Annotated in this window: 16 protein-coding genes; 8 read left to right on the forward strand and 8 right to left on the reverse strand. The window is 71.2% G+C overall.

From position 1 onward, the window contains the following. The first annotated feature begins 28 nt into the window (after nt 1-28). Nucleotides 29-718, forward strand: coding sequence for a class F sortase (locus ACFYW7_RS24510; RefSeq protein ID WP_389505822.1), 690 nt, complete (start codon nt 29-31; stop codon nt 716-718). Between the two features lie 98 nt (nt 719-816). Here ACFYW7_RS24510 and ACFYW7_RS24515 read toward each other — a convergent pair whose 3' ends face one another. Beyond that, entirely contained in the window at nt 817-1,536 is a 720-nt protein-coding gene (locus ACFYW7_RS24515; RefSeq protein WP_389505824.1) for a hypothetical protein, read from the reverse strand. 431 nt (nt 1,537-1,967) lie between these two features. On the opposite strand from ACFYW7_RS24515, the gene ACFYW7_RS24520 reads away from it, so the two are divergent. Beyond that, nucleotides 1,968-2,906 carry a GNAT family N-acetyltransferase gene (locus ACFYW7_RS24520; protein WP_389505826.1) on the forward strand — a complete coding sequence of 313 codons (939 nt, stop codon included), beginning with the start codon at nt 1,968-1,970 and terminating at the stop codon, nt 2,904-2,906. A 205-nt stretch (nt 2,907-3,111) separates the two neighbouring features. Here ACFYW7_RS24520 and ACFYW7_RS24525 read toward each other — a convergent pair whose 3' ends face one another. The 3 genes from ACFYW7_RS24525 to ACFYW7_RS24535 all read right to left on the reverse strand — a co-directional run bounded on the left by ACFYW7_RS24525 (nt 3,112) and on the right by ACFYW7_RS24535 (nt 6,799). After that, the gene (locus ACFYW7_RS24525; RefSeq protein WP_389505828.1) at nt 3,112-3,489 is read right to left on the reverse strand and encodes a VOC family protein; all 378 of its coding nucleotides are present in this window, start codon (nt 3,487-3,489) and stop codon (nt 3,112-3,114) included. Between the two features lie 203 nt (nt 3,490-3,692). Further along, on the reverse strand, nt 3,693-6,110 hold the full coding sequence (locus ACFYW7_RS24530; protein WP_389505830.1) for an FtsX-like permease family protein: 2,418 nt from the start codon (nt 6,108-6,110) through the stop codon (nt 3,693-3,695). Beyond that, nucleotides 6,107-6,799, reverse strand: coding sequence for an ABC transporter ATP-binding protein (locus tag ACFYW7_RS24535; RefSeq protein WP_389505832.1), 693 nt, complete (start codon nt 6,797-6,799; stop codon nt 6,107-6,109). Before ACFYW7_RS24535 ends, ACFYW7_RS24530 begins: the two co-directional genes overlap by 4 nt. A 221-nt stretch (nt 6,800-7,020) precedes the next feature. On the opposite strand from ACFYW7_RS24535, the gene ACFYW7_RS24540 reads away from it, so the two are divergent. After that, nucleotides 7,021-8,403, forward strand: a complete 1,383-nt coding sequence (locus tag ACFYW7_RS24540) for a sensor histidine kinase (protein WP_389505834.1) — start codon at nt 7,021-7,023, stop codon at nt 8,401-8,403. Further along, nucleotides 8,400-9,104, forward strand: a complete 705-nt coding sequence (locus ACFYW7_RS24545; RefSeq protein WP_389505836.1) for a response regulator — start codon at nt 8,400-8,402, stop codon at nt 9,102-9,104. The genes ACFYW7_RS24540 and ACFYW7_RS24545 overlap by 4 nt, the downstream gene beginning before the upstream one ends. A 193-nt stretch (nt 9,105-9,297) precedes the next feature. Here the strand turns inward: ACFYW7_RS24545 and ACFYW7_RS24550 are convergent, their stop codons facing one another. From ACFYW7_RS24550 to ACFYW7_RS24565, 4 genes are all read right to left on the reverse strand, one after another. Beyond that, nucleotides 9,298-10,449, reverse strand: a complete 1,152-nt coding sequence (locus ACFYW7_RS24550; protein ID WP_389505838.1) for a hypothetical protein — start codon at nt 10,447-10,449, stop codon at nt 9,298-9,300. 387 nt (nt 10,450-10,836) lie between these two features. Then, nucleotides 10,837-11,196: a DUF4190 domain-containing protein gene (locus ACFYW7_RS24555; protein WP_389505840.1), complete on the reverse strand. Its 360-nt coding sequence runs from the start codon at nt 11,194-11,196 to the stop codon at nt 10,837-10,839. 87 nt (nt 11,197-11,283) lie between these two features. Further along, nucleotides 11,284-12,054, reverse strand: coding sequence for a polysaccharide deacetylase family protein (locus tag ACFYW7_RS24560; protein WP_389505842.1), 771 nt, complete (start codon nt 12,052-12,054; stop codon nt 11,284-11,286). 273 nt (nt 12,055-12,327) lie between these two features. Continuing rightward, nucleotides 12,328-13,059, reverse strand: coding sequence for a DUF6585 family protein (locus tag ACFYW7_RS24565; protein ID WP_389505844.1), 732 nt, complete (start codon nt 13,057-13,059; stop codon nt 12,328-12,330). A 367-nt stretch (nt 13,060-13,426) separates the two neighbouring features. Between ACFYW7_RS24565 and ACFYW7_RS24570 the strand changes: the two genes are divergently transcribed. The 4 genes from ACFYW7_RS24570 (at nt 13,427) to ACFYW7_RS24585 (ending at nt 19,901) form a co-directional block, all read left to right on the forward strand. Beyond that, the gene (locus ACFYW7_RS24570) at nt 13,427-13,876 is read left to right on the forward strand and encodes a spore-associated protein (RefSeq protein ID WP_389505846.1); all 450 of its coding nucleotides are present in this window, start codon (nt 13,427-13,429) and stop codon (nt 13,874-13,876) included. 262 nt (nt 13,877-14,138) lie between these two features. Beyond that, on the forward strand, nt 14,139-14,657 hold the full coding sequence (locus tag ACFYW7_RS24575; protein WP_389505848.1) for an adenylate kinase: 519 nt from the start codon (nt 14,139-14,141) through the stop codon (nt 14,655-14,657). A 584-nt stretch (nt 14,658-15,241) separates the two neighbouring features. Further along, complete coding sequence (gene dacB / locus ACFYW7_RS24580) at nt 15,242-16,840, forward strand: D-alanyl-D-alanine carboxypeptidase/D-alanyl-D-alanine-endopeptidase (protein ID WP_389505850.1); 1,599 nt, start codon at nt 15,242-15,244, stop codon at nt 16,838-16,840. A 1,069-nt stretch (nt 16,841-17,909) separates the two neighbouring features. After that, nucleotides 17,910-19,901: an ATP-binding cassette domain-containing protein gene (locus ACFYW7_RS24585; RefSeq protein WP_389505852.1), complete on the forward strand. Its 1,992-nt coding sequence runs from the start codon at nt 17,910-17,912 to the stop codon at nt 19,899-19,901. Nucleotides 19,902-20,035 lie beyond the last annotated feature (134 nt).

The following is a 20,035-nucleotide window of genomic DNA, read 5'->3' on the forward strand; positions in this document are numbered from 1 at the left end:
CCCGCTGAAGGCAAGAGGGTCAACCGTGATGGAACACCGGCACAAGGCCGGGGCGCGCCCACGACCGCTCGTCCCCCCGGTCACGTATCTCGTCCTGGCGCTGGTCGCGGGCGGTCTGCTGGTGATCGGCTCGGCGGTCGACAAGCGGCCACCTCAGCCTTCGGCGGGACAAGCCTTCTCCGCCCCCTCGGGGGGCCGTTCCCTCGCGGCGGCGCATCCCGCCGTCCGTCCCTTGCCGCCCGCTCGGCCCGTCCGCATCAAGATCCCCGCCATTCACGTGGACGCTCGCCTGGTCGAACTGGACCTCGACAGGGCCGGGGCGCTGCGGCCCCCGCCCGAGGGCCGTACCGACCTCGCCGGCTGGTACGGCAAGGGCACGACACCGGGTTCGTCGGGCACGGCCGTGACCACGGGGCATGTGGACACGCGGGCCGGCAGCCCCGGTGTCTTCTACGCACTGGGCGCGCTCACCAAGAACGACACGATCGAGGTCAGCCGGGCCGACCGGCGCACGGCCGTCTTCACCGTCGACGCCGTGGAGGTCTACGACAAGGCCAGATTCCCGAACGAGAAGGTCTACGGCAACTCCGACCTGCCCGAGCTTCGCGTCATCACCTGCGGCGGCCACGTCGACGACACCGGATACGCGGGCAACATCGTCGTCTACGCGAAGCTCACCTCGGTGAGACAGCCGAACGGTCGCCCCTCCGAGGGGTGACCGGTTCGGCAACGCGCCTCGGCACTGCGGGGAGCGGAGCACGGCGAAGTGCCCCGCAGGCCACCTGCGGGGCACTTCGCCGTGCTGAACCGAGTCCGTCAGACGGCCTTCTCGAGCTTGGTGACCTGAGCCTCGATGACACTGGCCGGCACCTCGGGCGCCTTGTTGTCCAGCAGGTTCGTCGCGTAGAAGACGATCAGGGTCGAGCCGCTGCGCACGACGGTGTAGGTGAGCGGCATCTTGGTTCCGTCGATGTCGCTGGTCATCGTGTACGCCACCGCCTCGTCACCGAGGTCGGGGGCCTTGAGGGGCTTGACGCCGGTGTACTGGTAGCTGGTGTGCTCGTAGGAGTCGCAGCTCTCGCTCTGCTTGCGCAGGTCGCCGATGACGTTCTTGGCGTCCTCTTCCTTGTGCGCGAGCAGACCCATGCGCAGCAGCGTGGCGTCCGTCTGGTCGAGCTTGGTCAGTGAACGGGACACGCGGGCCGGGGCGTCGGGCTCGGTGCCGAGCAGGAACAGGTCGGCGATGGCCTGGCAGTCGGCGGGCTTCGCGGGCACGCTCACGTCGGGCATCTCGTCGTCGGGCGTGTTGCCGACGCGGTAGCCCTTCAGGTCCGCCTTGGTGAGCGCGGCCTTCGTCAACTGCGCCTCGGTGAGCGGCTTGAGGCCCTCCTTGGCGGCGGGCGACGACTCGGCCGCCTCGGGCTTCTTCGACCCGCTGCTCTTGTCGTCCGTGTCCTGCCCACCGCATGCCGCCGTCGCGGTGAGTGCCACCGTCATTCCGACGCCGACGAGGACGCGACCCAGAGCTGACTTCATGTTTGTTCCCACCTCATATGTCCCATGAGCGCGCCGCGACTCCGGTCGCGCAGAGCCGTCATCAAAGCCCACAACCAGCGGGCTTTGCCAGTCCGTTAGCCGCCCTTGGCGTAACGATCGGAGATCGGCGATTTGGTTGTACGGGATGGGGGTGGAACTCGCCACCCTTCGGGTCCCGACGTGCCGTCGGGGAGGCGAAACGGTCGTGTTCCTCTGGACCCGGGCCTCGGATTCGCTCCCGGTCCCGGCGCTCGAGGAGGCGGTCGGGGCTCGACTGCGTTCAGGTGACGGCCGGTTGGTGTCGCCGGGCTTCGGTCCGCCGGGAACCCGGCCGAAGTCCACCGTCGGAGCCGGCGGACGTGCCCGTGCGAGCGCGGCGGGCGACGGCAATTGCGTTGCTCCGGTCCCGTGTTGTTGTGATCATGGGCCGGATGCGATTCTTTTCCGCTGCCGCGGACCCCACCGCCCTCACCCGTGCGACCGCCTACCCGGCCGACGGTCCGGTCGCCGCCCTCACCACCGAGAAGATCCATGAGGAGCTTGCCGCCGGCCAGTTCCGACCGGAGTGGGTCTGGCTCGCCGAGGACGATGACGGCCAGCTCCTGGCCCGCGCCCTGTGGTGGGGTCGCGCCGACAGTGAACGGCCCATAGCCCTGGACTGTCTCCAGGTGCGCTCCACGGTCACCGATCCGGTCGCCCTCGCCACCGGGCTCCTCGACGCCGCGCACGCGGCCCTCGGCACGCGCCCGTTGTACAACCTCTCCCTGCCCGCGGACTGGCGTACCCGACCGGAACTGACCGAGGCGGTCGCCTGGCGTCGTGAGGCGGGCTCCCGCACCGGGCTGACCCGGGAGATCGAGCGTCTGCGATACGAGTGGACTCCGGAGGCGGAACCGCCGCGAGCCGGCGGGCGGCTGACGTTCCGCGAAGGCAGCGACGAGGAGTTCCTGGAAGCCTTCGTCCGGGTGTCGGCCGGCAGTCTCGATCAGGCCACCCAGGACGAGTTGCGCGAGAAGGACGCCAGGCAGTTGGCCGAGGAGGACATGCGCTTCTACCTCGACTGCCCGGGCGAGCGCTCCTGGTGGCGGCTCGCGGAGTCGCCCGACGGCACGACCGCCGGTCTGGCCGTCCCGTCGGCGACCCCGTACAACCGCAACGTCGGCTATCTCGGTGTCGTGCCCGAGCAGCGCGGCAAGGGGCTGATCGACGAGATCCTCGCCGAGATCACCCGCTTCCACGCGGCCGAAGGCGCCGAGCTCGTCACGGCGACGACGGACACCACGAACGTGCCGATGGCAGCCGCCTTCGACCGCGCCGGCTACGAGGTGACGGAGATCCGTCTGATCCTGGAGGCTCCGGGCCCCGTATGACCAAGGGGGCCGGCAACGCCTGTCGGGCCTGGCGGCGGCACCGGCACCGCGTCACTTCGCGGGCCGCGTCCCGTCCGTGACCGGGGCGGGGGCTCGAATGCCTGCGGCCGAGGCGCGGGAGCACCCGGCGATCACCGGCCACCGGAACCTCGTCGGTTCGCGCGACCCACGCTGATCAGCGGTGGCCGCGCCTTCGGTCTCGCCGTCAGTCCCGCACGAGGCAGAACGGGTGCCCCGCGGGATCCGCGAAGATGCGCCAACCCCGCTTTCCGTCACCCTCGTCGAGCAGGGTGGCGCCCCGATCGAGGACCTCTCCCTGGGCCTGGTCCAGGTCCTCGACCCCCAGGTCGAGGTGGAACTGCTGGGGGTGGGCGGGGTCCGGCCACCGGGGCGGCCGATGGGCTTCCACCCGCTGGAAGGCCACCACGAACCCGGCGTCGGTATGGAGGGTCGCCCAGCCGTCGTCGAGCGACCACCGCGGATCCGGCCGGTTCACCTCGCCGCCGAGGAGCGACTGATAGAACCGGGCCAGCCCGACGACGTCGGTGCAGTCCAGCACCAGACACTGCAGCTTGGCGATCACGAGGTTCAGCGTCTCACGGCGCCTGTGCCCGTACACCTACCCGGTCACCGGCAACCTCCGGAAACCCGGTCGGACTCGATGGATCGAGCGACGCGGGTGCCCGGAAGCAGTGGTGCCGACGCCGCCGGGCGACGGGGTGGCGCATCGTCCCCGTACGACGGGGTGAGACGTCCTCGCCGCACGACGGGGTGAGGCGCCGCCGGTCACTCCGTGCGCAACGCCGTGGCCGTACGGACCTTGGCCGCCCAGCCCGCCGGGGCCGTCGCGCCCAGCAGGGCGACGAGCACCCCGGCCAGGCCCAGCAGCACCAACTGCGCGGGGTCGTACACGTCGAGGACCGAGGGAGGCAACCGGGTGCCGGCGGATTCGCCCATGACCGGCAGCACGTAGCCGTGGAGCGCGAACCCGGCCGGGACGCCGACCAGCCCGCCGACCACGCCGATCCCGGCCACCGACGCGAGCACGAGCCCCACCGTCTGCCGCGGCGACATGCCGAGCGCCTTGCACACGCCCAGGTCGTGCACGCGCTCGCGGGTGTCCAGGACCACGGAGTTGAGCACTCCGAGGCCCGCCACGGAGACCAGCATCAGGGTGAGCAGCGCGGCCATCGCCTCCAGCACGATGATCATGTTCCCCCCTTCCGGGGCGGAGTTGGCGAAGGCGTCGCCGCCCAGCGGCTCGACCACCTCGCGCAGGTCGTGGGCGTAGTCCGCCGGGGAGACCCCCGGCTTCACCTCGATGTTGAACGCCCCGGGCTCCGCCGAGGGGAAGCTGTCGAGATCCGCGTGGACCGACATGCCGTCGTCGGAGGTGTCGAAGGCCTCGCCGACGATCCTCAGGCGCACGGTCTCCTTCGCGAAGGTCACCCGCACGTAGTCGCCGATGCTGGTCCCCGTCTTCTCCAGGAAGCGGGTGGGCACCACGACCTGGCCCCGCCCGTCGATCCAGTGGCCGGCGATCATCTCGTAGCCGCCGGCGCCCGAATCGCCCTGGTACAGGCTGGCCCGGACGGTGCCGGAGATCCCGGACACCGTGGCGTCCCCCCCGGCCATGCCGTAGTACGAGGCGGTGCCGGGCATGGCCGCGATCGCGGCGCGCACCGCGTCCGGACCGGCCGACGTCGGCCCCTGGTCCGGACCGGCGGCGGAGGTCTGCCCGGGTCCGGCCGAGGCCTGCTTCGGCTTTTCGACCCGACGGGGCCCGGAGCCCGAGTCGCGACCGCCGCTGACGACGGTGACGTCGGCGCGGTTCTCCGGATCCTGCGCGCCGGCCACCGCGTCGAGGGACTGTGTCAGCCCCACCGCGAACGTCGCGGCCACGGTTCCGAAGGTCACCGCGAGCACCATGGCGAGGGCACGCACGGGGTGCGCGAAGGGACTCGCGAGGCCGTACGTGACCGGCCTCGGCAGCGGAAGCCGCCCGGCCGCCCGGTGCGCCCACTGGCCGCGCGTGGAACGCGGCGCCCTGCCGACCGCGATCGCCTCGACCGTGCGCAGCCTCCCCGCCCGCAGCGCGGGGACCAGCGCCGCGATCCCGACCACGAGCAGCGCGCAGACCGGCACCAGCACGTCCACCCACCAGGCGACCGAGAGCGACACCGTGCCGTACACGGATTCGGTGTCCTCCAGAAGGGGCACGGCCAGCAGGTTGCCCAGGACGACACCGAGCGCGATGCCCGCCCCCGCGGGGATCAACGCCTGGGCCACATAGGCCCGTACGACTTCCCGCGGGGTGAATCCGATGGCCTTGAGGATGCCGATGCGGCGCAGGCTCGTGCCGACGGAGCCGCTGATCACGCTGCCGACGATGATCACCGACATGACGATGCCGAGCACGCCGAACGCGAACAGGAAGGGGATCGTCGCCGCCGCGCCCTGGTCGGTGGCATGCTTGGTGTCCAGCCACGACTGGGTACCGATCAGCGCGCCGGAGGGCAGGGCCGCGGTGAGCTTCTCGCGGTCGTCCGCGATCTGCGACTTGGTCCCCGCGGAGTCGAAGCGGTAGAGCATCTGGCTCGTGAGGCGGCTGTCCCCGGTCGCGAGCGAACGGACCTGGGCGGGGGTCGCCCACAGGTCGGCGCTGCCACTGGCGGACAACGCGAAGCCGACGACGGTGAGCTTCCGGGCGTTCGCGGCGTCGGAACTGTTCAGCGTCGTACCGAGTTCCAGGAACGGGCCGGAGAACGAGGCCGACAGCACGATCTCGCCCGACGCGCGGGCCCACCGGCCCGCCTTCAGGTCCACCGCGTCCACACCGCTTCCCGGGCCCGACCGCCCGACCAGCGTCAGCGCCGGCAGGTGCCCACCGTCCGGGCCCACCGGGCTGATCGTCGTGGACGGGAACGGTCCCGCGCTCGCCGTGACCTCGTCCAGGCCGCGGGTGCCCGCCAATTGAGCCGCGCTCACCCGTTCCGGGTCGAACTGCGCGGTGATGTGCGCTCCGTGCTGCTGGGCGAAGGCACGGTCGAAGGGAGCGTTCGTGGCGACCATGAGGGAGCCCGCGACCACGGCCGAGGCCACCGCCATCATCGTGGCCACGGCGATCACCAGCGTCTGCACCCGTCGCCTGCCGACCCCGGAGCGCACGACCCGCCCCAGGGCACCGCTGCCGAACCGGCTCATCGGACGGCCTCCGTCCGCGTGTCCTCGGCGACGTGCCCGTCCACCAGATGGATCGTGCGATGCGCGCAAGCCCGGGCCAGTTCGAGATCGTGCGTGACGAGGACGACGGTCTGACCACCGCGGTGCAGGTCCACGAGCAGTTCCCGGACCTCCTGGCCCGACGCGGTGTCCAGCGCGCCGGTCGGCTCGTCGGCCAGCAGCAGGGCCGGCCTGTTCACCAAGGCCCGGGCCACCGCGACCCGTTGGCGTTCGCCGCCGGACAACCGCCCGGGGTAGGCGCGGGCGTGCTTCTGGATTCCCAGCACCTCCATCAGCTCCCCCGCACGGGACGCCGCCGCCCGCCGGGCGGTCCCGGTCAGCTGGGCGGGAAGCTGGATGTTGTCGGCGACGGTGAGGTCGTCGAGCAGGTTGAAGAACTGGAAGACCATGCCGATGTGTTCGCGGCGGAACCTGGCCAGCGCGTGCTCGCTCAGCCCGTCGACGCGCCGCCCGGCCACGGTGACGGTCCCCTCGCTCGGCCGGTCCAGACCGGCGACGAGGTTGAGGAGCGTGGACTTGCCGCTGCCGGACGGGCCCGTCACGGCGAGGGCCTCGCCCTGGGCCACGTGGAGGTCGACGGGTCCGAGCGCCGGGGTGTCGGCGCCGCCGTACCGCTTCGACACGCCCTCCAATTCGATCACCTGAGTCATGGGTGTGTCCGTCCTTCGTGGTCGAGGAGCCGATGCCCTGAGCGGGCCAGGTGAACGTACGGGCGGACACCGTCACGGCGCGTCGGCCGCGGCACCTACATCGGCCCCTCCCCCCGGAGGACCCGGCCGCGGGGTCATCCCCGAGGAGTACTCCTGGCGGACAGGGGCCCCGGCCACACAGGCGGACGCGGACGAGTGGCCCGGGGCCCCACAATGTGCGGATGAAGACGGAGGACCCGTACGAGCGGCCGCGCGACGCGCCGCGGGCGGGCACATGGCGAGAACGGGCCGGCGACGCGCTGCGGCCGCGGACCTGGTGGGCGCACGTCCGCGAGGCGATGCGGCCGGACGGCGAGCCCGCCCCGCTGTCCCGGCGGACGGTGCGCGTGGACGTGGTCCTGGCGATCGTGCTGACCGTCGTCGCGCTGATCGTGGCATCGCGCTACCCGGGGGACGGACCGGTACGGATCAGCTCCAGGTCCGTGCACGAGGGCCGCGAGGCGGTCCCCTATCCCCCGGCCGCTCCCGGCCCCGGTCCCGGTCCCCTGTACATGGCGGAGCCCTCCGCGCCGCCCTGGGTCCTGGTCGTCCTGTCGGCGCTGCCGCTCGTGGCCAGGCGCAGGTATCCGCTGCTCGCGTTCGGGGTGATCACCGCCGCCGCACTGGCCATAGGTGACAAAGTCTCCTGGATCAACGTGCTGACCTGCAGCATCGGTGCGTACGGAGCCGTCGTGCACAGCCGCTACCGGACGCGCGCGATGGCCGCGCTGATCGGCGCCGCCGTGCTGGCGGGTGTCGCGTTCCGGGACTCGGACCCCGTGCTCCCCGGCTGGTCCAGCCCGGCGGTCGTGCTTCTCGTCGTCGGGGTGCTGGCCAGCCTCGTCCGCTTCGGACGGCTGCGGCTGGAAGCCAGCCGCAAGCGCTTCACGGACCTCGAACAGGCCCAGGAGAAGGCCATGCGCCGGGCCGTCCAGGAGGAGCGCGCCCGGATCGCCGCCGAACTGCACGACGTCGTCACCCACAATGTGAGCGTGATGGTCATCCAGGCGGGCGCCGCGCGCAAGGTGATGGACGCGACGCCGGAGCGGTCCAAACAGGCACTGCTGGCGGTGGAGGCCGGCGGCCGCGCCGCCATGGCCGAACTCCGCCACGTGATGGGTCTGCTCGCCGGCCCGGCCGCCGGCGCCGACACCCCCGCCGACGGCCTGGAGCCGCAGCCCGGTCTCGGACAGCTCGACGCCCTCGCCGAACGGGTGCGGGCCGCCGGGACACCGGTCGTCCTGACGATGTCGCTGCCGCCCGGGACATTGCCGCCCGGGGTGGAACTCACGGCGTACCGCGTCGTCCAGGAGGCGCTCACCAACACGATCAAGCACGCGGCGGGCGCCGGTGCGGCAGTGGCGATCGGCTGCGCCGGCTCCTGGCTCGAGATCGAGGTGACCGACCGGGGAGCCGTCCGCGACTCTGCCGTGGCGGACGGCAACGGCCGCGGACTGATCGGACTGCGCGAGCGGCTCGCGGTCTACGGCGGCGAGCTGACCGCGGGGCCCACGCTCACCGGCGGATACCGGGTCACGGCCCGCATCCCGTGGGAGGCGGTGTGACCGGCCCCGCCCTGCGCGCCGTCATCGCGGACGACCAAGCCCTGGTGCGTACGGGTTTCGGGATGATCCTCGCCGCCGACGGCATCGAGGTGACGGCCGAGGCGGCGGACGGAGCCGATGCGGTCGACGCCGTCAGGCGCACCCGGCCCGACGTCGTCCTCATGGACATCCGCATGCCGCGGATGGACGGCATCGAGGCCACCCGGCGCATCCTCGCCGGTGGATCCGTCGGCGGTGACGGTGGTGACGGCACCAGGGTCATCATCCTCACGACGTACGACCTGGACCACTACGTGTACGCGGCGCTCACGGCCGGAGCGAGCGGCTTCCTCCTCAAGGACGTCACGCCCGAGCACCTGGTGGCGGCCGTGCGCCTCGTACGCTCCGGCGACGCGCTGCTCGCGCCGACGATCACCCGCAGGCTGATCGAACGCTTCGCGCACCGCGAGGAGTCCCCGCCGAGCGGCCTGCACCGTGACCTGTCCGGGTTGACCCCGCGCGAACTGGAGGTGCTGCGCCTGCTGGCGACCGGCCTCAGCAACGCCGAACTCGCGGACCGACTCTTCCTCAGCCCGACCACGGTCAAAACGCACGTCGGCCGCATCCTGTCGAAGCTCGACCTGAGGGATCGGGTACAGGCCGTCGTCCTCGCCTACGAGAGCGGCCTGATCTCCCCGCAGGGCCCGCCCGGCACCGCCTGACGAAGCCCTGGCGCTCGCGCCACGCCCCCGGCGGCCCGCGGGCCAGCCCTTCCGGCCACGCGGCTCCCCGCCGACGCGGGCGACGCCGCGCACGCTGTCTGGATCACCGGTGCGCAGCAGGTGGTCCCGACCCGAACACGGCGGCAGAGTCGGCCGTCCCCGTGCGACTTCTCGGGAGGTGGGGACTGCCGCGTCAAACTCGGCGGCAGCGGTCCCGGAGTTCGGAGATGACGGCCTTCTCGCGTGTGTTGATGTCACCGTCCACCGCGGCCACCCGGTCGGCCACGTCGAGGATGTCGCTCAGGTCCCCCGACGCGGCGTCTATGCGCTCCCACACCTCGGCGGGGTCGATGTCCACGAGGTGGGCGAGCTGTGTGTCGACCACCTGATGCTGTTCCCGGACCAGCCGTACCAGGTGTCGCATGAGCAGAGCCTCGTCGTCGGCCATCTTGCGGTTCGCCCGGATCACGAGCCACGCGACCCACAGCATCAGCTGAGGGTGCCGGCTCCGCCTGCTCATCCCCTCGGCGAGTTCGATCACCCGCGCCTCGTTCCGGAAGACGGCTTGGGCGTGCCGTCCCGCGATCAGTGTCGTATAGCGGTTCAGCATCACCGCGAGGGGAACACCGACGAGGGGGATGCCGATCTTGATGACGTTCTTCTGCAGGAGGTGCTTCCCGACGACCGGGAGCGCCTTCGCGGCATTGAGCACCTCTCCGGAGTAGAAGCGCTTGATCAGCGGCCGGACCATGGCCGGGACCGCCTTGGTCACCCCCTTCTGGACCGTTTCCCCACTCTTGATGGTGAAGGCCACTCGGATGAGCTTCCACATGTCCTCGGGGTCGGACAGGTCGAGCGGGACCCGGTAGAGGACCGCGACGTCGTAGGCCAGGCGGAGCTGGAGGCGGGTGATGAACGTGACGTCGACCATCATCGTCGTGACGGCGGCCGGGACGGTCGCCGGCGAGGCACCCCCGGCGCTCCCTAGGGTGGCGACGACGGTCGCCGTGTAGGCCCCGGCGGAGAGACCGCCTTCGAGCGCGGCGTACCGGGACGCCATCTTGATCCGCTGGTCGACGATCGCGTCCGCGGGTACGTCCTTGTACCGCTCCTGGAAGTACCGCCAGTCGACTTTCTCGGTGTAGGAACTCATCGCCTGAGCACTGAGCTTGGTGAACCAGTTGCCCGACTTGATGTCGTCGGCGCTCAGCCCCTTGATGAACTTCTTCAGCTCGGCCCGCTCGTCGTCGACGACCTTCCGGTCAGCGCCGTCGTCGTCGACGGACTTCCGATCGGCACCTTCGTCGTCACCGGCGTCGACGGCATCGATCAGCGTTTCGGACATGGCCAGTTCCCCCCAAGCGGTTCAACGTGCTGCAGGACAGCGGGGTTTGGACAATCCCCGCTGACGTCTCAGCACGGTGACTCAGACCAGCGCATCTGTTGCCGGATGTCACGTTGAACGGCAAACCCTAGCGCGTCATCATGTGGCTGGTGCCTTGACGTCGAACACTGCCGGTTCATCTCCAACTCGACTGTGCGCAAAGGTTGTCGCGGCATGAAGAAGACGGCCCGGGAGCGATTGACTCGGGCGCCCCATGAGTGGACGACTTCGTAGTGGAGGCTCACGGAGCCGTATTCCGCCCGGCGCCACCGACAGTCCCGGAATGGCTTCGTCGTGGCCCTGCCCCGGGCCGCCGGCGGGCATCCGCCGGGCCGTCAGCACCCCCGTTCAGGAAGCGGAGTCGGCCAGGAACGCCAGCCCGGCCAGCAGTCCCGCGTAGGCCAGCACCAACAGCAGGCTGAAGAAGACCAGGAACCAGCCGGTCACGATGGCGAGCAGCGCGGCACGGCGGTCACGGCCTCCCAGGCGCTTGCCTCGGCGGCGGCCGAGGTGTCCCGCGGGGATCGCGACCACGCCGGACGCGAAGACCAGGAACGTGTACGTCCCGCCGTACAGCAGCCAGAACATCGGCGTCAGAAAGACGGCCGCGATCAGACTGACGCCGAGGAAGGCCGCCCAGACGCTGATCCGGGCAGGTGTGTTCCGGGCAGCGCCCACCGCGCCGGTGTCCTGGACCACTTCGGTCACGCTCGAATCCCCTCGCTGGTATCGGCGAACCACTCTACGAGAACGGTCTGTCCGAACGACAAGGGGAGGGCGGACGCGGGCCGGGGCTCAGTGCTCCGGGAAGCCGAAGGAACAGCCCTGGTCCTTGAGCCAGGGGAGGATCCGGCGCAGGGCGGCCACGGTCTGGGAGCGGTCGCCGCCCGCGTCGTGGAAGAGGAGCGTCGGCCCGTTGGACCGCTCCCGCTCGACGGTGGCGACGATGGCGTCCGTGCCCGGCCGCTCGAAGTCCTTGGAATCCACGTTCCACCCCAGCGGGCGCATGCCCCTGGAGGCGGCCAGCTTGCGGCTGTACGGGGTGAAGGCCCCGCCGGGCGCGCGATAGTACATCGGCCGCACTCCCCCGGACGCCTCGGTGATCATGCGTTCGGCGTCGAGTATCTGCCGCGACTGGTACGCCTGGGACTTGGTGTCCATCGCGGTGTCGTGGGACACGGTGTGGTCGCACAGCCGGTGTCCGGCCGCGACCACCTTCTTCACGAGGTCCGGATGGGCCTGTGCCTGCGTCCCCACCATGCAGAACGTGGCCTTCACCCCGTACTCCCGCAGTACGTCGAGCACTTGAGGGGTCCACGCGGGGTCGGGGCCGTCGTCGATGGTGATGTTGACGCCCTGGGCGCCCTTGTCGGAGGCGTGCACGATGGTCACCGCCACCGGCTCGACGGGCTTGCCCGGCGAGGCCGACGCGGACGCCCGGGGCGACGGGGCGCCCACGGTGTCGGCCTGCGCGGTCCACATCGAGGCGCCGACGGCCAGTGCCGTCACTCCCAGCGCCGCCCCGACCGTCTTGCCGTACCAGCCTCGCCCGCCGTGCCGTGCCATGTCCGCCCCGCTTCCCGCAGTTTCTCGCCGATCCCTGATCGTTTTCGACCACCTGGCAGGACGAGAGAAGGCGGCCGATGGATGCGTCCGTTACCGATCACGAACAATTCCGGAGGAGTTCGCGGACAACTCGGCGAGCACCGGCCTACCGGACCGGACTCCTCGCACCCGGTCCGGAGGCTGTCGACCGCTCTCGTGAACGACCCTGTCAGGGCGTCTCGCCCCCGGCCGACACCTGAACAGGGAAGCGTCAGCCGGCACCGACCAGCGAGGTCAGCGGACGGCGGCCGAGCGGCGGAGGTGGTCCACCAGGGCCAGGAAGAGCAGGAAGTTGGGAATGTTCTTCACCGGCTTGCTCGACCAGGAGAGCCACTTGCCGGCCTTCCGCAGCGCCAGCATGCCGTTGTCGACGCGCACGTCCTCGATCTCCGGCCAGGTCACGCCGCCTCGCTTGGCCGTCGCGACGCCGTCACGGTCGAGGGAGATGTCACCGAAGGCGAGTTGCCGGCCTTCCTCCAGCATCCGGAGCATGCCCGGCATCTGGGCCGCGGCGATCTCCTGCTGGATGAACGGTCCCCATCGCTCCGGCTCGTCGTAGAAGTTGGTGACCTTCCGGGCCGTGCCGTCCTGCTTCCGCAGGGTGTACCGGTGTCCCGTGCTGACGTGAATGCCGTTGACGTACGACTCGGTGATCTCCTGCAGCGCCACCGTCGAGTCCCAACGGAACGCCAGGGGGCGCCCCTTGCGATCGGTCTCGATCAGTCCCTGCTCGAAGAAGTACAGCCTCCTGGCGGCGGCCTTGCGGGAGAAGTTGGGGGTCTGCATCGCCATTCGGACGAACCAGATCGCGGGCACCACGAAGCAGAACAGCCCGACGACGATCAGGAAGACGAAGTTGCAGATCATCAGCGCGCCGAGCCGTTTCGGCAGGAAGGTGCCGCGGTGCGCGCCCAGGCCTTCGGCCACGGCGAGGCCGGATATGTCGTCGGGCAGGGGGTCGTTCATGGCGTCGCTTCGCTCTCGGGACGGTGCGGGTGCCGACACTGTCGTTGCCGGGGCTCGCGCAGCGTAACCGATGGCATCGGCCATCGAGTCCGTCGGTATCGGCGGCGATGCCGGGGCCGGGCCTCGACGCGGAGCGGCGCGGGGAGCGCACTTCGCCGGACGGGCCGTCAAGGGGTTCAAGTCCCACCGGGCCGCGGCCCGCAGAGACACCGCGCGACACGGTCGCCGTACGGCGGACGCACCCGGACGAACAGTCCGCGGCCGGGAACCCTCCGCATATTTCTTGCGGATGACGCACAACCCTTCCGATACCCCGCGGGTCACATAAGGCAGGAAGAAACGACTCCAAAGATCACAAGGGGGAAATATGCGATTCAACCGTTCCGTCCTTGCGGCCACAGGCTTAGCGGCCCTGGCGCTGGGTGCCACGACCGCTCTGGCGGCGCCCGCGTCGGCCGCGCCCAACACCACTGCGCAGAAGGTCTGCGGAAGCGCCTACAAGACCGTGAACTCGGCTCCTGTCGGTTCCCTCGGCACCGTGTACCTGACGTACAACGCCTCGAACGGCGAGAACTGCGTCGCGACCATCCGCAAGAACCCGGGCACCGCAGTGGACATGTCCACCTGGATCTACGTCGCCGACACCGACGAGGGCGGCCAGGACTACGGGCGGTTCACCTCGTACGCAGGGCCGGTCTACGTGTACGGCAAGGGCCACTGTGTCGACTGGGGCGGCCAGATCAGCAACGTCTACACCCAGATCAGCGGCTCCAACTGTGCCTCTCTCAAGGAGAGCCGGGTCACCGGCACCCGCTGACCGACCGCACCACCCGGCCACCGCACTCCCGCGCCACCCTCTCCTCCCTCGGGTCCGGTAGCCGCCGGCCGGCGCCGACAACCCGACAGCGGTGAGGGAACGTACCGGCCGACCCGCCCTGGCAGACCCTGCGTCTTCTGCCAGGGCGGGATCCGTACGGCGTCCGCCGCGGTTCCCGGTCGTGCAGCCCCGCGCCGGGGCAGGTTCGCCGGTGGAGGACGGGTGCGCGTGCTGTCCCGGAGTGCCGGGATAGGGTGCGTCCGTGGAACGGATCTTGGTGGTGGGCGTCACCGGAGCGGGTAAATCGACCCTCGCCCGAGCCCTGAGCAGCCGTCTGGACGTGCCCTACCACGAGATGGACACCCTGTACTTCGACGGTCCCGACTGGGCGGTGAACGGCGCGTTCGCCGAGGACGTGTCCCGGATCGCCGCCGGACCTCGCTGGATCATCGACTCCCTCGGCTATCCGGAGGTCCGCGACCTGCTGTGGGACCGGGCCGACACGGTGATCTGGCTGGACTATCCCCGGCGGGTCGTCATGCCGCGCGTCCTGCGCCGGTCCCTCAGGCGCACGCTCACGCGCGAGGTCCTCTTCGGGGGCAACCGGGAGACCTGGGCGGGCTGGCTCAGCCAGGAACACCCCGCTTGGTGGTCCTGGTCCCAACACGCGCGCCGCCGCCGGGAGGTCGAACGCCGAGCCCGCGATCCGCGCTTCGCCCCGCTCGACACCCTCCGCTTCGGCCGCCCCGACGACACCACGGCCTGGCTGGCGTCCCTCTGACAGGTGGCGGGACGCGTCCGGCCGGATCGCTGCGCGTCCGCCGCGCCACCGGTGGCGCCTCGAGCACCGCGCGCCAAGGACCCCCGGCCACGGCCGGGTTGAGGTGGCCGGGCGCGGCGCTCCGACGGCGCTGACCGTCGTACGACCGCCGATCCGTGCCCGCGCGCCCGGGGGCGCGAGGTCCTGCTTCTCCCGTACGCCGATCCGCTCTCTGGTCCCTCGGCCAGCGGCCCGGCGCGAGTGCGGGGCAGGACGCGGGCGGGGACCGCATGTCGCTGCGGAAGCCGGTCCGAAGGTGGGGCGAACGCGGGGCGAAGTCAGTGGTGGACGCGCTACCGACGGCCCCTCACGAGCCGGGGTGCGCGGGACGCCGTGATGCACGAGGTGGCTCACCTCGTCGGGACTCCCGGCGTTCGAACCGTCCGTGATCGACCGACCGGATGAAGTTCCTCCCACACGCTGTCGGTACGACGCCGAGCAGGGCAACGCGCGCGATCGCTGTCCTTACGATGCGGCCGGGAGCGCCCCTCGAGTCGGACCCGCGTCCCGCGGGCTTCTTCGACTCGGTCACTTCGACTCCAGAAATGGCGGAACGCATGAGACCGATGATCTGTGGCCGGCTCCGGACCTGGGCCGGTGCCGGCGCGACACTCGTGGTTCTGGCGGGAGCGACCGCCGCCGGTGCCCCGGCGGTGGCGCGCGACGACGGCCTCGGACCCGCCATCGAGGCGATCATGCACAAGCCGGGCTACGAGCACGCGCAATGGGGCGTGCTGGAGACGGACCCGGAGACCGGCCGCGTGATCCACTCCCGGTTCGCGAACCAGTTCTTCGTCCCCGGCTCGACGGTCAAGCTGATCACCATCTCGACCGCCTGGAACACGCTCGGACCGAAGCACCGCTTCACCACCCCGGTCATGGCGACCGGCACCCGTACCGGATCGACGCTGCACGGGAACCTGGCGCTGGTCGCCCAGGGCGACCTGACCATGGGCGGGCGGACCAAGCCCGACGGCTCGGTGGACTACACCGACATCGACCACACCGAGGCCGAGCTCCCGGGGGCCGCCCTCACCCCTGAGAACCCGCTCGCCGGTATCAACCAGATCGCCCGGCAGATCCGCGACACCGGCATCACCAGGGTCGACGGCAACGTCATCATCGACCCCCGCCTGTTCAAACTCCCGGACCTGAGCCCGCAGCCCACCCCGCTGATCCTCAACGACAACCTGATCGACCTGCTGACGACCCCGACCAGGCCCGGGCAGCCGGCGAAGCTCTCCTGGCGCCCGCAGGTCTCGCCGTACCACGTCACCTCCACCGTCCGGACGGTCTCCAGCGGCGGAACCACCTCCGTCAACGTGACCGCCTCGCCCGACGGCACCCAGATCCACCTCACCGGCACCATCGCCGCCGGTTCGCAGCCGCTGCTGCGGATCTCCCCCATCAAGGACCCGAACGCCTTCGGACGCACCGCGCTGATCGAGGCCCTCGCCCGCGTCGGCGTCACCGTCACCGCACCGCCCACCGGCGCCAACCCGCAGAAGCAGCTGCCCGCCTCCTACCGAGGCGACTCCCGCGTCGCCGCGTACGTCTCCCCGCCCTACAGCCAGTACGCCAAGCTGATCCTCAAGGTCAGCCACAACCTGGGCGCCAACCTGGCCCTGTGCAACATGGCCGTGGCACGAGGCAGCAAGAACTGCTTCGACGCGTTCCCGATCGAGCACGACTTCCTGACCGACGTCGCGCACGTCGACCCGACCCAGTTCCAGATCTCCGACGGACGCGGCGGCACTCCGCCCGAGCGGGTCACCCCGAACGGACTCGTCGAACTCCTCACCTACTGGCTGCACACCCCCGACGCCAAGGCCTTCCGGAAGCTGCTCCCGATCCTCGGCGTCGACGGCTCCAACGGGATCTCCTGCACCACCAACTGCCCCGCCAAGGGCAAGGTCTTCGCCAAACCCGGCACCATTCTCGGTGACGACCAGCTGAACCAGCGCCTCGCGGCCTCGGCCCAGAACGAGGCCGGCTACCTGCAGACCGACGACGGCCGTCTGCTGACCTTCTTCGTCGGAGTCAACGGAGCCAGCAGCCCCGACCTCGAGAGCTTCCTCAGCATCTTCAACGACGTCAACCAGATCACCGCCCTCCTCCAGGAGCAGGCCTCGGCCGGCGAGTAGCGCACTCCGACAAGCCCTGGCAACCGGCGGCTCCGGTCCACGGCCGGTGGCCGGTGGTGACGGCTCGTGCCGGATGCCGACGACGCCGTGGACGAGTTGCCGGCTCCGTCGCCGGAACCCTGATTCCCGGAAACTCACGACCCCCTTCATCGACTGCGTGGCGAACAAGGGCGACCTGATTCGCCTTGTGACCGACAGCGCCCCCGTCCCCGCGATGTGCGGGGACGGGGGCGCTGTCGGTCACTGAGAGAGCGAGCCGGGGGCCACCTGGCGGGCGTACGCCCCGGCCCCGGGACCTCGCGGAAGTGACCTGCGCGGGCCCGTCCGAGTCCGGGCGACGTCCCAGGCGAGTCCGGGCGACGGCGAGCCTGCCTCCGCACGCCCATCCGCCTCAACGGCGGCGCCCGGTACGGCGGACGGCCGGCGTCCAGGGGCGCGCCCCGCACCCCGTCGGCGCGCTCCCGGCTCACCCCGGTCCCGCCGATCGCGCTGTTCCCGACCCGGCCGAGCCTGTCTACGCTGGACCTCCATGCCGCCGTCCCGCGGGCGCGCACCGCCCGAAGCCGTCGCCGACCCGGTCCGGCCCCACGCCTACGCCGCACCTGCGCCGTACGCGAGGTTCCGCACCGCTCCGCAACCAGCGCCGCCCGCCCGCGCACCACCGCCACGTGCCGACCGACGCCCACGAACTCCCTCTCGCCTCGACCGAACCGAGTCGGACCCGACCGCGCCGCCTGTCGCCGGCCCACCGGGCGGCATCACGCGATCCGCGAAGGAGGCACCGGACCCACATGAGTGATCCGACGCAGCCGCCTCGGCCTCGCGGCATCCCGCCCTCAGCCGGGCGCGGAGCAAGCCGGACAGGAGAGATCACCTTCTGGATTCCGCCCTCGCGCACCCGTGACAGCGACAGGGAGCCATCCGAGATCCGACCATCGGTCCGCGGCCCGGTCCAAGGAGCACCCATGCATCCTGTGCGTCGCCCCGTGCTCGTCCTTACCGGGTTCGCGGTGCCCACCCACGGCCCGTCGCGGCGGGCCCGGAACCAGCCCGGCCCGGGAGGCGCGCGGTGAAGAGGTTCTTCGGACGGGTGAAGATGGCGGAGCCCCAGGTCTCCGAGGCCGAACGGGAACTGTTCGGCGGACCGCTGCGCTACGACATGGGCTGGTCGCAACACGAACACGCGAGCCTGGACCTGAACATGATGTCCGCACTGCGCTCCATGCCGACGCTGGTGGGCGCCACGTTACGCATGGCGTGGAGCGCCGACCGGCGGGCGCTGCTCGCCGTGGGGGTCAGCGAGATCGGCCAGGGCGTCGCGGCGGCCGTCGGACTGCTCGCCGTCAACGCCGTCATGCACGCCCTGCTCGCCGGGTCCGGTGACGCTCCCCAGCGACTGCACGCCCTGCTGCCCGGAATGCTGGCCGCCGCCGCGGTCGCCGTCGTCAACTCGGCCCTGGCCGCGTGGTCCACCTCCCGTGCCGGGCGCCTGGAGCCGATGGTCGAGCGGATCGCCACCACCCAGTACCTGGCCGCCGCGGTGAGTGTCGAGCTGGAGGCCATCGACGACCCCGACTTCCGACGGCTCGTCGACATCGCCCAGTACGGTCCCGCCTCGGCCCGCCGCATGATCGGTGCCTGCGTCGCCGCGCTCAACGGTCTGATCTCCCTGATCACCACCGCGGGAGTCCTCGCCGTCCTCCACCCGCTGCTGCTGCCGATGCTGATCCTCATCGCGGCCCCACGCGGCTGGGGCGCCATGCGCGTCGCCCAGGAACGGTACGTGTCGGTGATGAGCTGGATCGAGCACGTGCGGGCCAGCCGCCTCATCGGCAGTCTGCTCACCGAGCGCAGTGCCGCCCAGGAGGTCCGCCTGCACGCCGTCGGCGCCTTCCTCCTCAACCGGTACCAGCGCATGGCCGAGAGCGCGGAGGCCGAACAGGAACGCCTGGCCTCCAGCAAGGCGTTGACCGAGTGGGTCGCCGCCGCGCTGTCCGGCCTGGCCATGGCCGCGACCTACGGGGCCATGTTCTGGCTGATCCTGGCCGGGCACATGAGCCTCGCCATCGCCGGCACCGCCGTGATCGCCGTGCGGACCGGCTCGGCGAGTCTCGGCGCACTGGTGATGAACATCAACCAGTTGCACGAGGAGTCCCTGTACGTCCGCGATCACGGACGCTTCCTGGCCCAGGCGGCCCGGCGCACCATCCCCGAGGGCGGCGCCACGGTCCCCGAGCGGATCGAGGAGATCGTCCTCGACGGTGTCACCTACCGCTACCCCGATCGCGACACGGCCGCCCTGGAGCAGATCTCGCTCACCCTGCCGATGGGCTCGGTCACCGCCGTGGTGGGCGAGAACGGTTCCGGCAAGAGCACGCTGATGAAGATCCTTTCGGGCATGCTGTCACCCCAGGCCGGCACCATGCGCTGGGGCGACGCGGACGTCGACGGCCTCGACCGCTCCCAGGTCTTCGAGCGCGTCTCGCTGCTCACCCAGGACTTCGAACGCTGGCCCGTCACCGCCGCGTTGAACATCCGCCTCGGGCGCCCCGGCCGTGCCGCCACGGAGCAGGACCTCCAGCCGTCGGTGGAGTACGCCGCCGCCGGGCCGGTCATCGCCAAACTCCCCGACGGTCTGCGGAGCCTGCTGGCCCGGGTGTTCCGCGGGGCCATCGAACTCTCCGGCGGCGAATGGCAGAAGCTGGGTCTCGCCCGCACGCACTGGCGCAGCGCGACGTCGCGGGCGGACAGCGTCCTCATCGTCGACGAGCCCACGTCCGCCCTCGACCCCGAGGCGGAGATCGAGGCCTTTGACCGCGTCCGCGGGCTCGCCGCCCCGAACCGGGCCGTCGTCCTGGTCACCCACCGCATGTCCGGCGTCCGGCACGCCGACCGTATCTACGTCCTCAACCAGGGGCGCCTCGCCGAACACGGCACCCACGACGAGCTCATGACCGCGCGGGGCCGCTACGCCGCGATGTTCGAGGCGCAGGCCGCCCAGTACGCCCCCGACGTCGGCATTCCGCACCCGGCCACACCCTCCGTCTCGGATCCCGCGTGAACCGACCGGGCGAAGGGGCTGTCCGTACGGCCCCCCGGCACCGCCCTGCGCCAGAGCGAGGACGCCACGCCACCGGCCCGCCGCCGACCGGCTCCCGGCCGACAACCCCTTGCGTACCAGCACGGTCGAACCGC

Origin of the sequence: Streptomyces sp. NPDC002580 (assembly GCF_042889485.1) — a bacterium.
GTDB lineage: Bacteria > Actinomycetota > Actinomycetes > Streptomycetales > Streptomycetaceae > Streptomyces.

Excerpts from the sequence above, each read along its gene's own strand:
- ACFYW7_RS24510 (WP_389505822.1), top strand. The coding sequence starts at position 29 with ATGGAACACCGGCACAAGGCCGGGGCGCGCCCACGACCGCTCGTCCCC.
- ACFYW7_RS24515 (WP_389505824.1), bottom strand. The coding sequence starts at position 1,536 with ATGAAGTCAGCTCTGGGTCGCGTCCTCGTCGGCGTCGGAATGACGGTG.
- ACFYW7_RS24520 (WP_389505826.1), top strand. The coding sequence starts at position 1,968 with ATGCGATTCTTTTCCGCTGCCGCGGACCCCACCGCCCTCACCCGTGCG.
- ACFYW7_RS24530 (WP_389505830.1), bottom strand. The coding sequence starts at position 6,110 with ATGAGCCGGTTCGGCAGCGGTGCCCTGGGGCGGGTCGTGCGCTCCGGG.
- ACFYW7_RS24535 (WP_389505832.1), bottom strand. The coding sequence starts at position 6,799 with ATGACTCAGGTGATCGAATTGGAGGGCGTGTCGAAGCGGTACGGCGGC.
- ACFYW7_RS24540 (WP_389505834.1), top strand. The coding sequence starts at position 7,021 with ATGAAGACGGAGGACCCGTACGAGCGGCCGCGCGACGCGCCGCGGGCG.
- ACFYW7_RS24550 (WP_389505838.1), bottom strand. The coding sequence starts at position 10,449 with ATGTCCGAAACGCTGATCGATGCCGTCGACGCCGGTGACGACGAAGGT.
- ACFYW7_RS24560 (WP_389505842.1), bottom strand. The coding sequence starts at position 12,054 with ATGGCACGGCACGGCGGGCGAGGCTGGTACGGCAAGACGGTCGGGGCG.
- ACFYW7_RS24565 (WP_389505844.1), bottom strand. The coding sequence starts at position 13,059 with ATGAACGACCCCCTGCCCGACGACATATCCGGCCTCGCCGTGGCCGAA.
- ACFYW7_RS24570 (WP_389505846.1), top strand. The coding sequence starts at position 13,427 with ATGCGATTCAACCGTTCCGTCCTTGCGGCCACAGGCTTAGCGGCCCTG.
- dacB (WP_389505850.1), top strand. The coding sequence starts at position 15,242 with ATGGCGGAACGCATGAGACCGATGATCTGTGGCCGGCTCCGGACCTGG.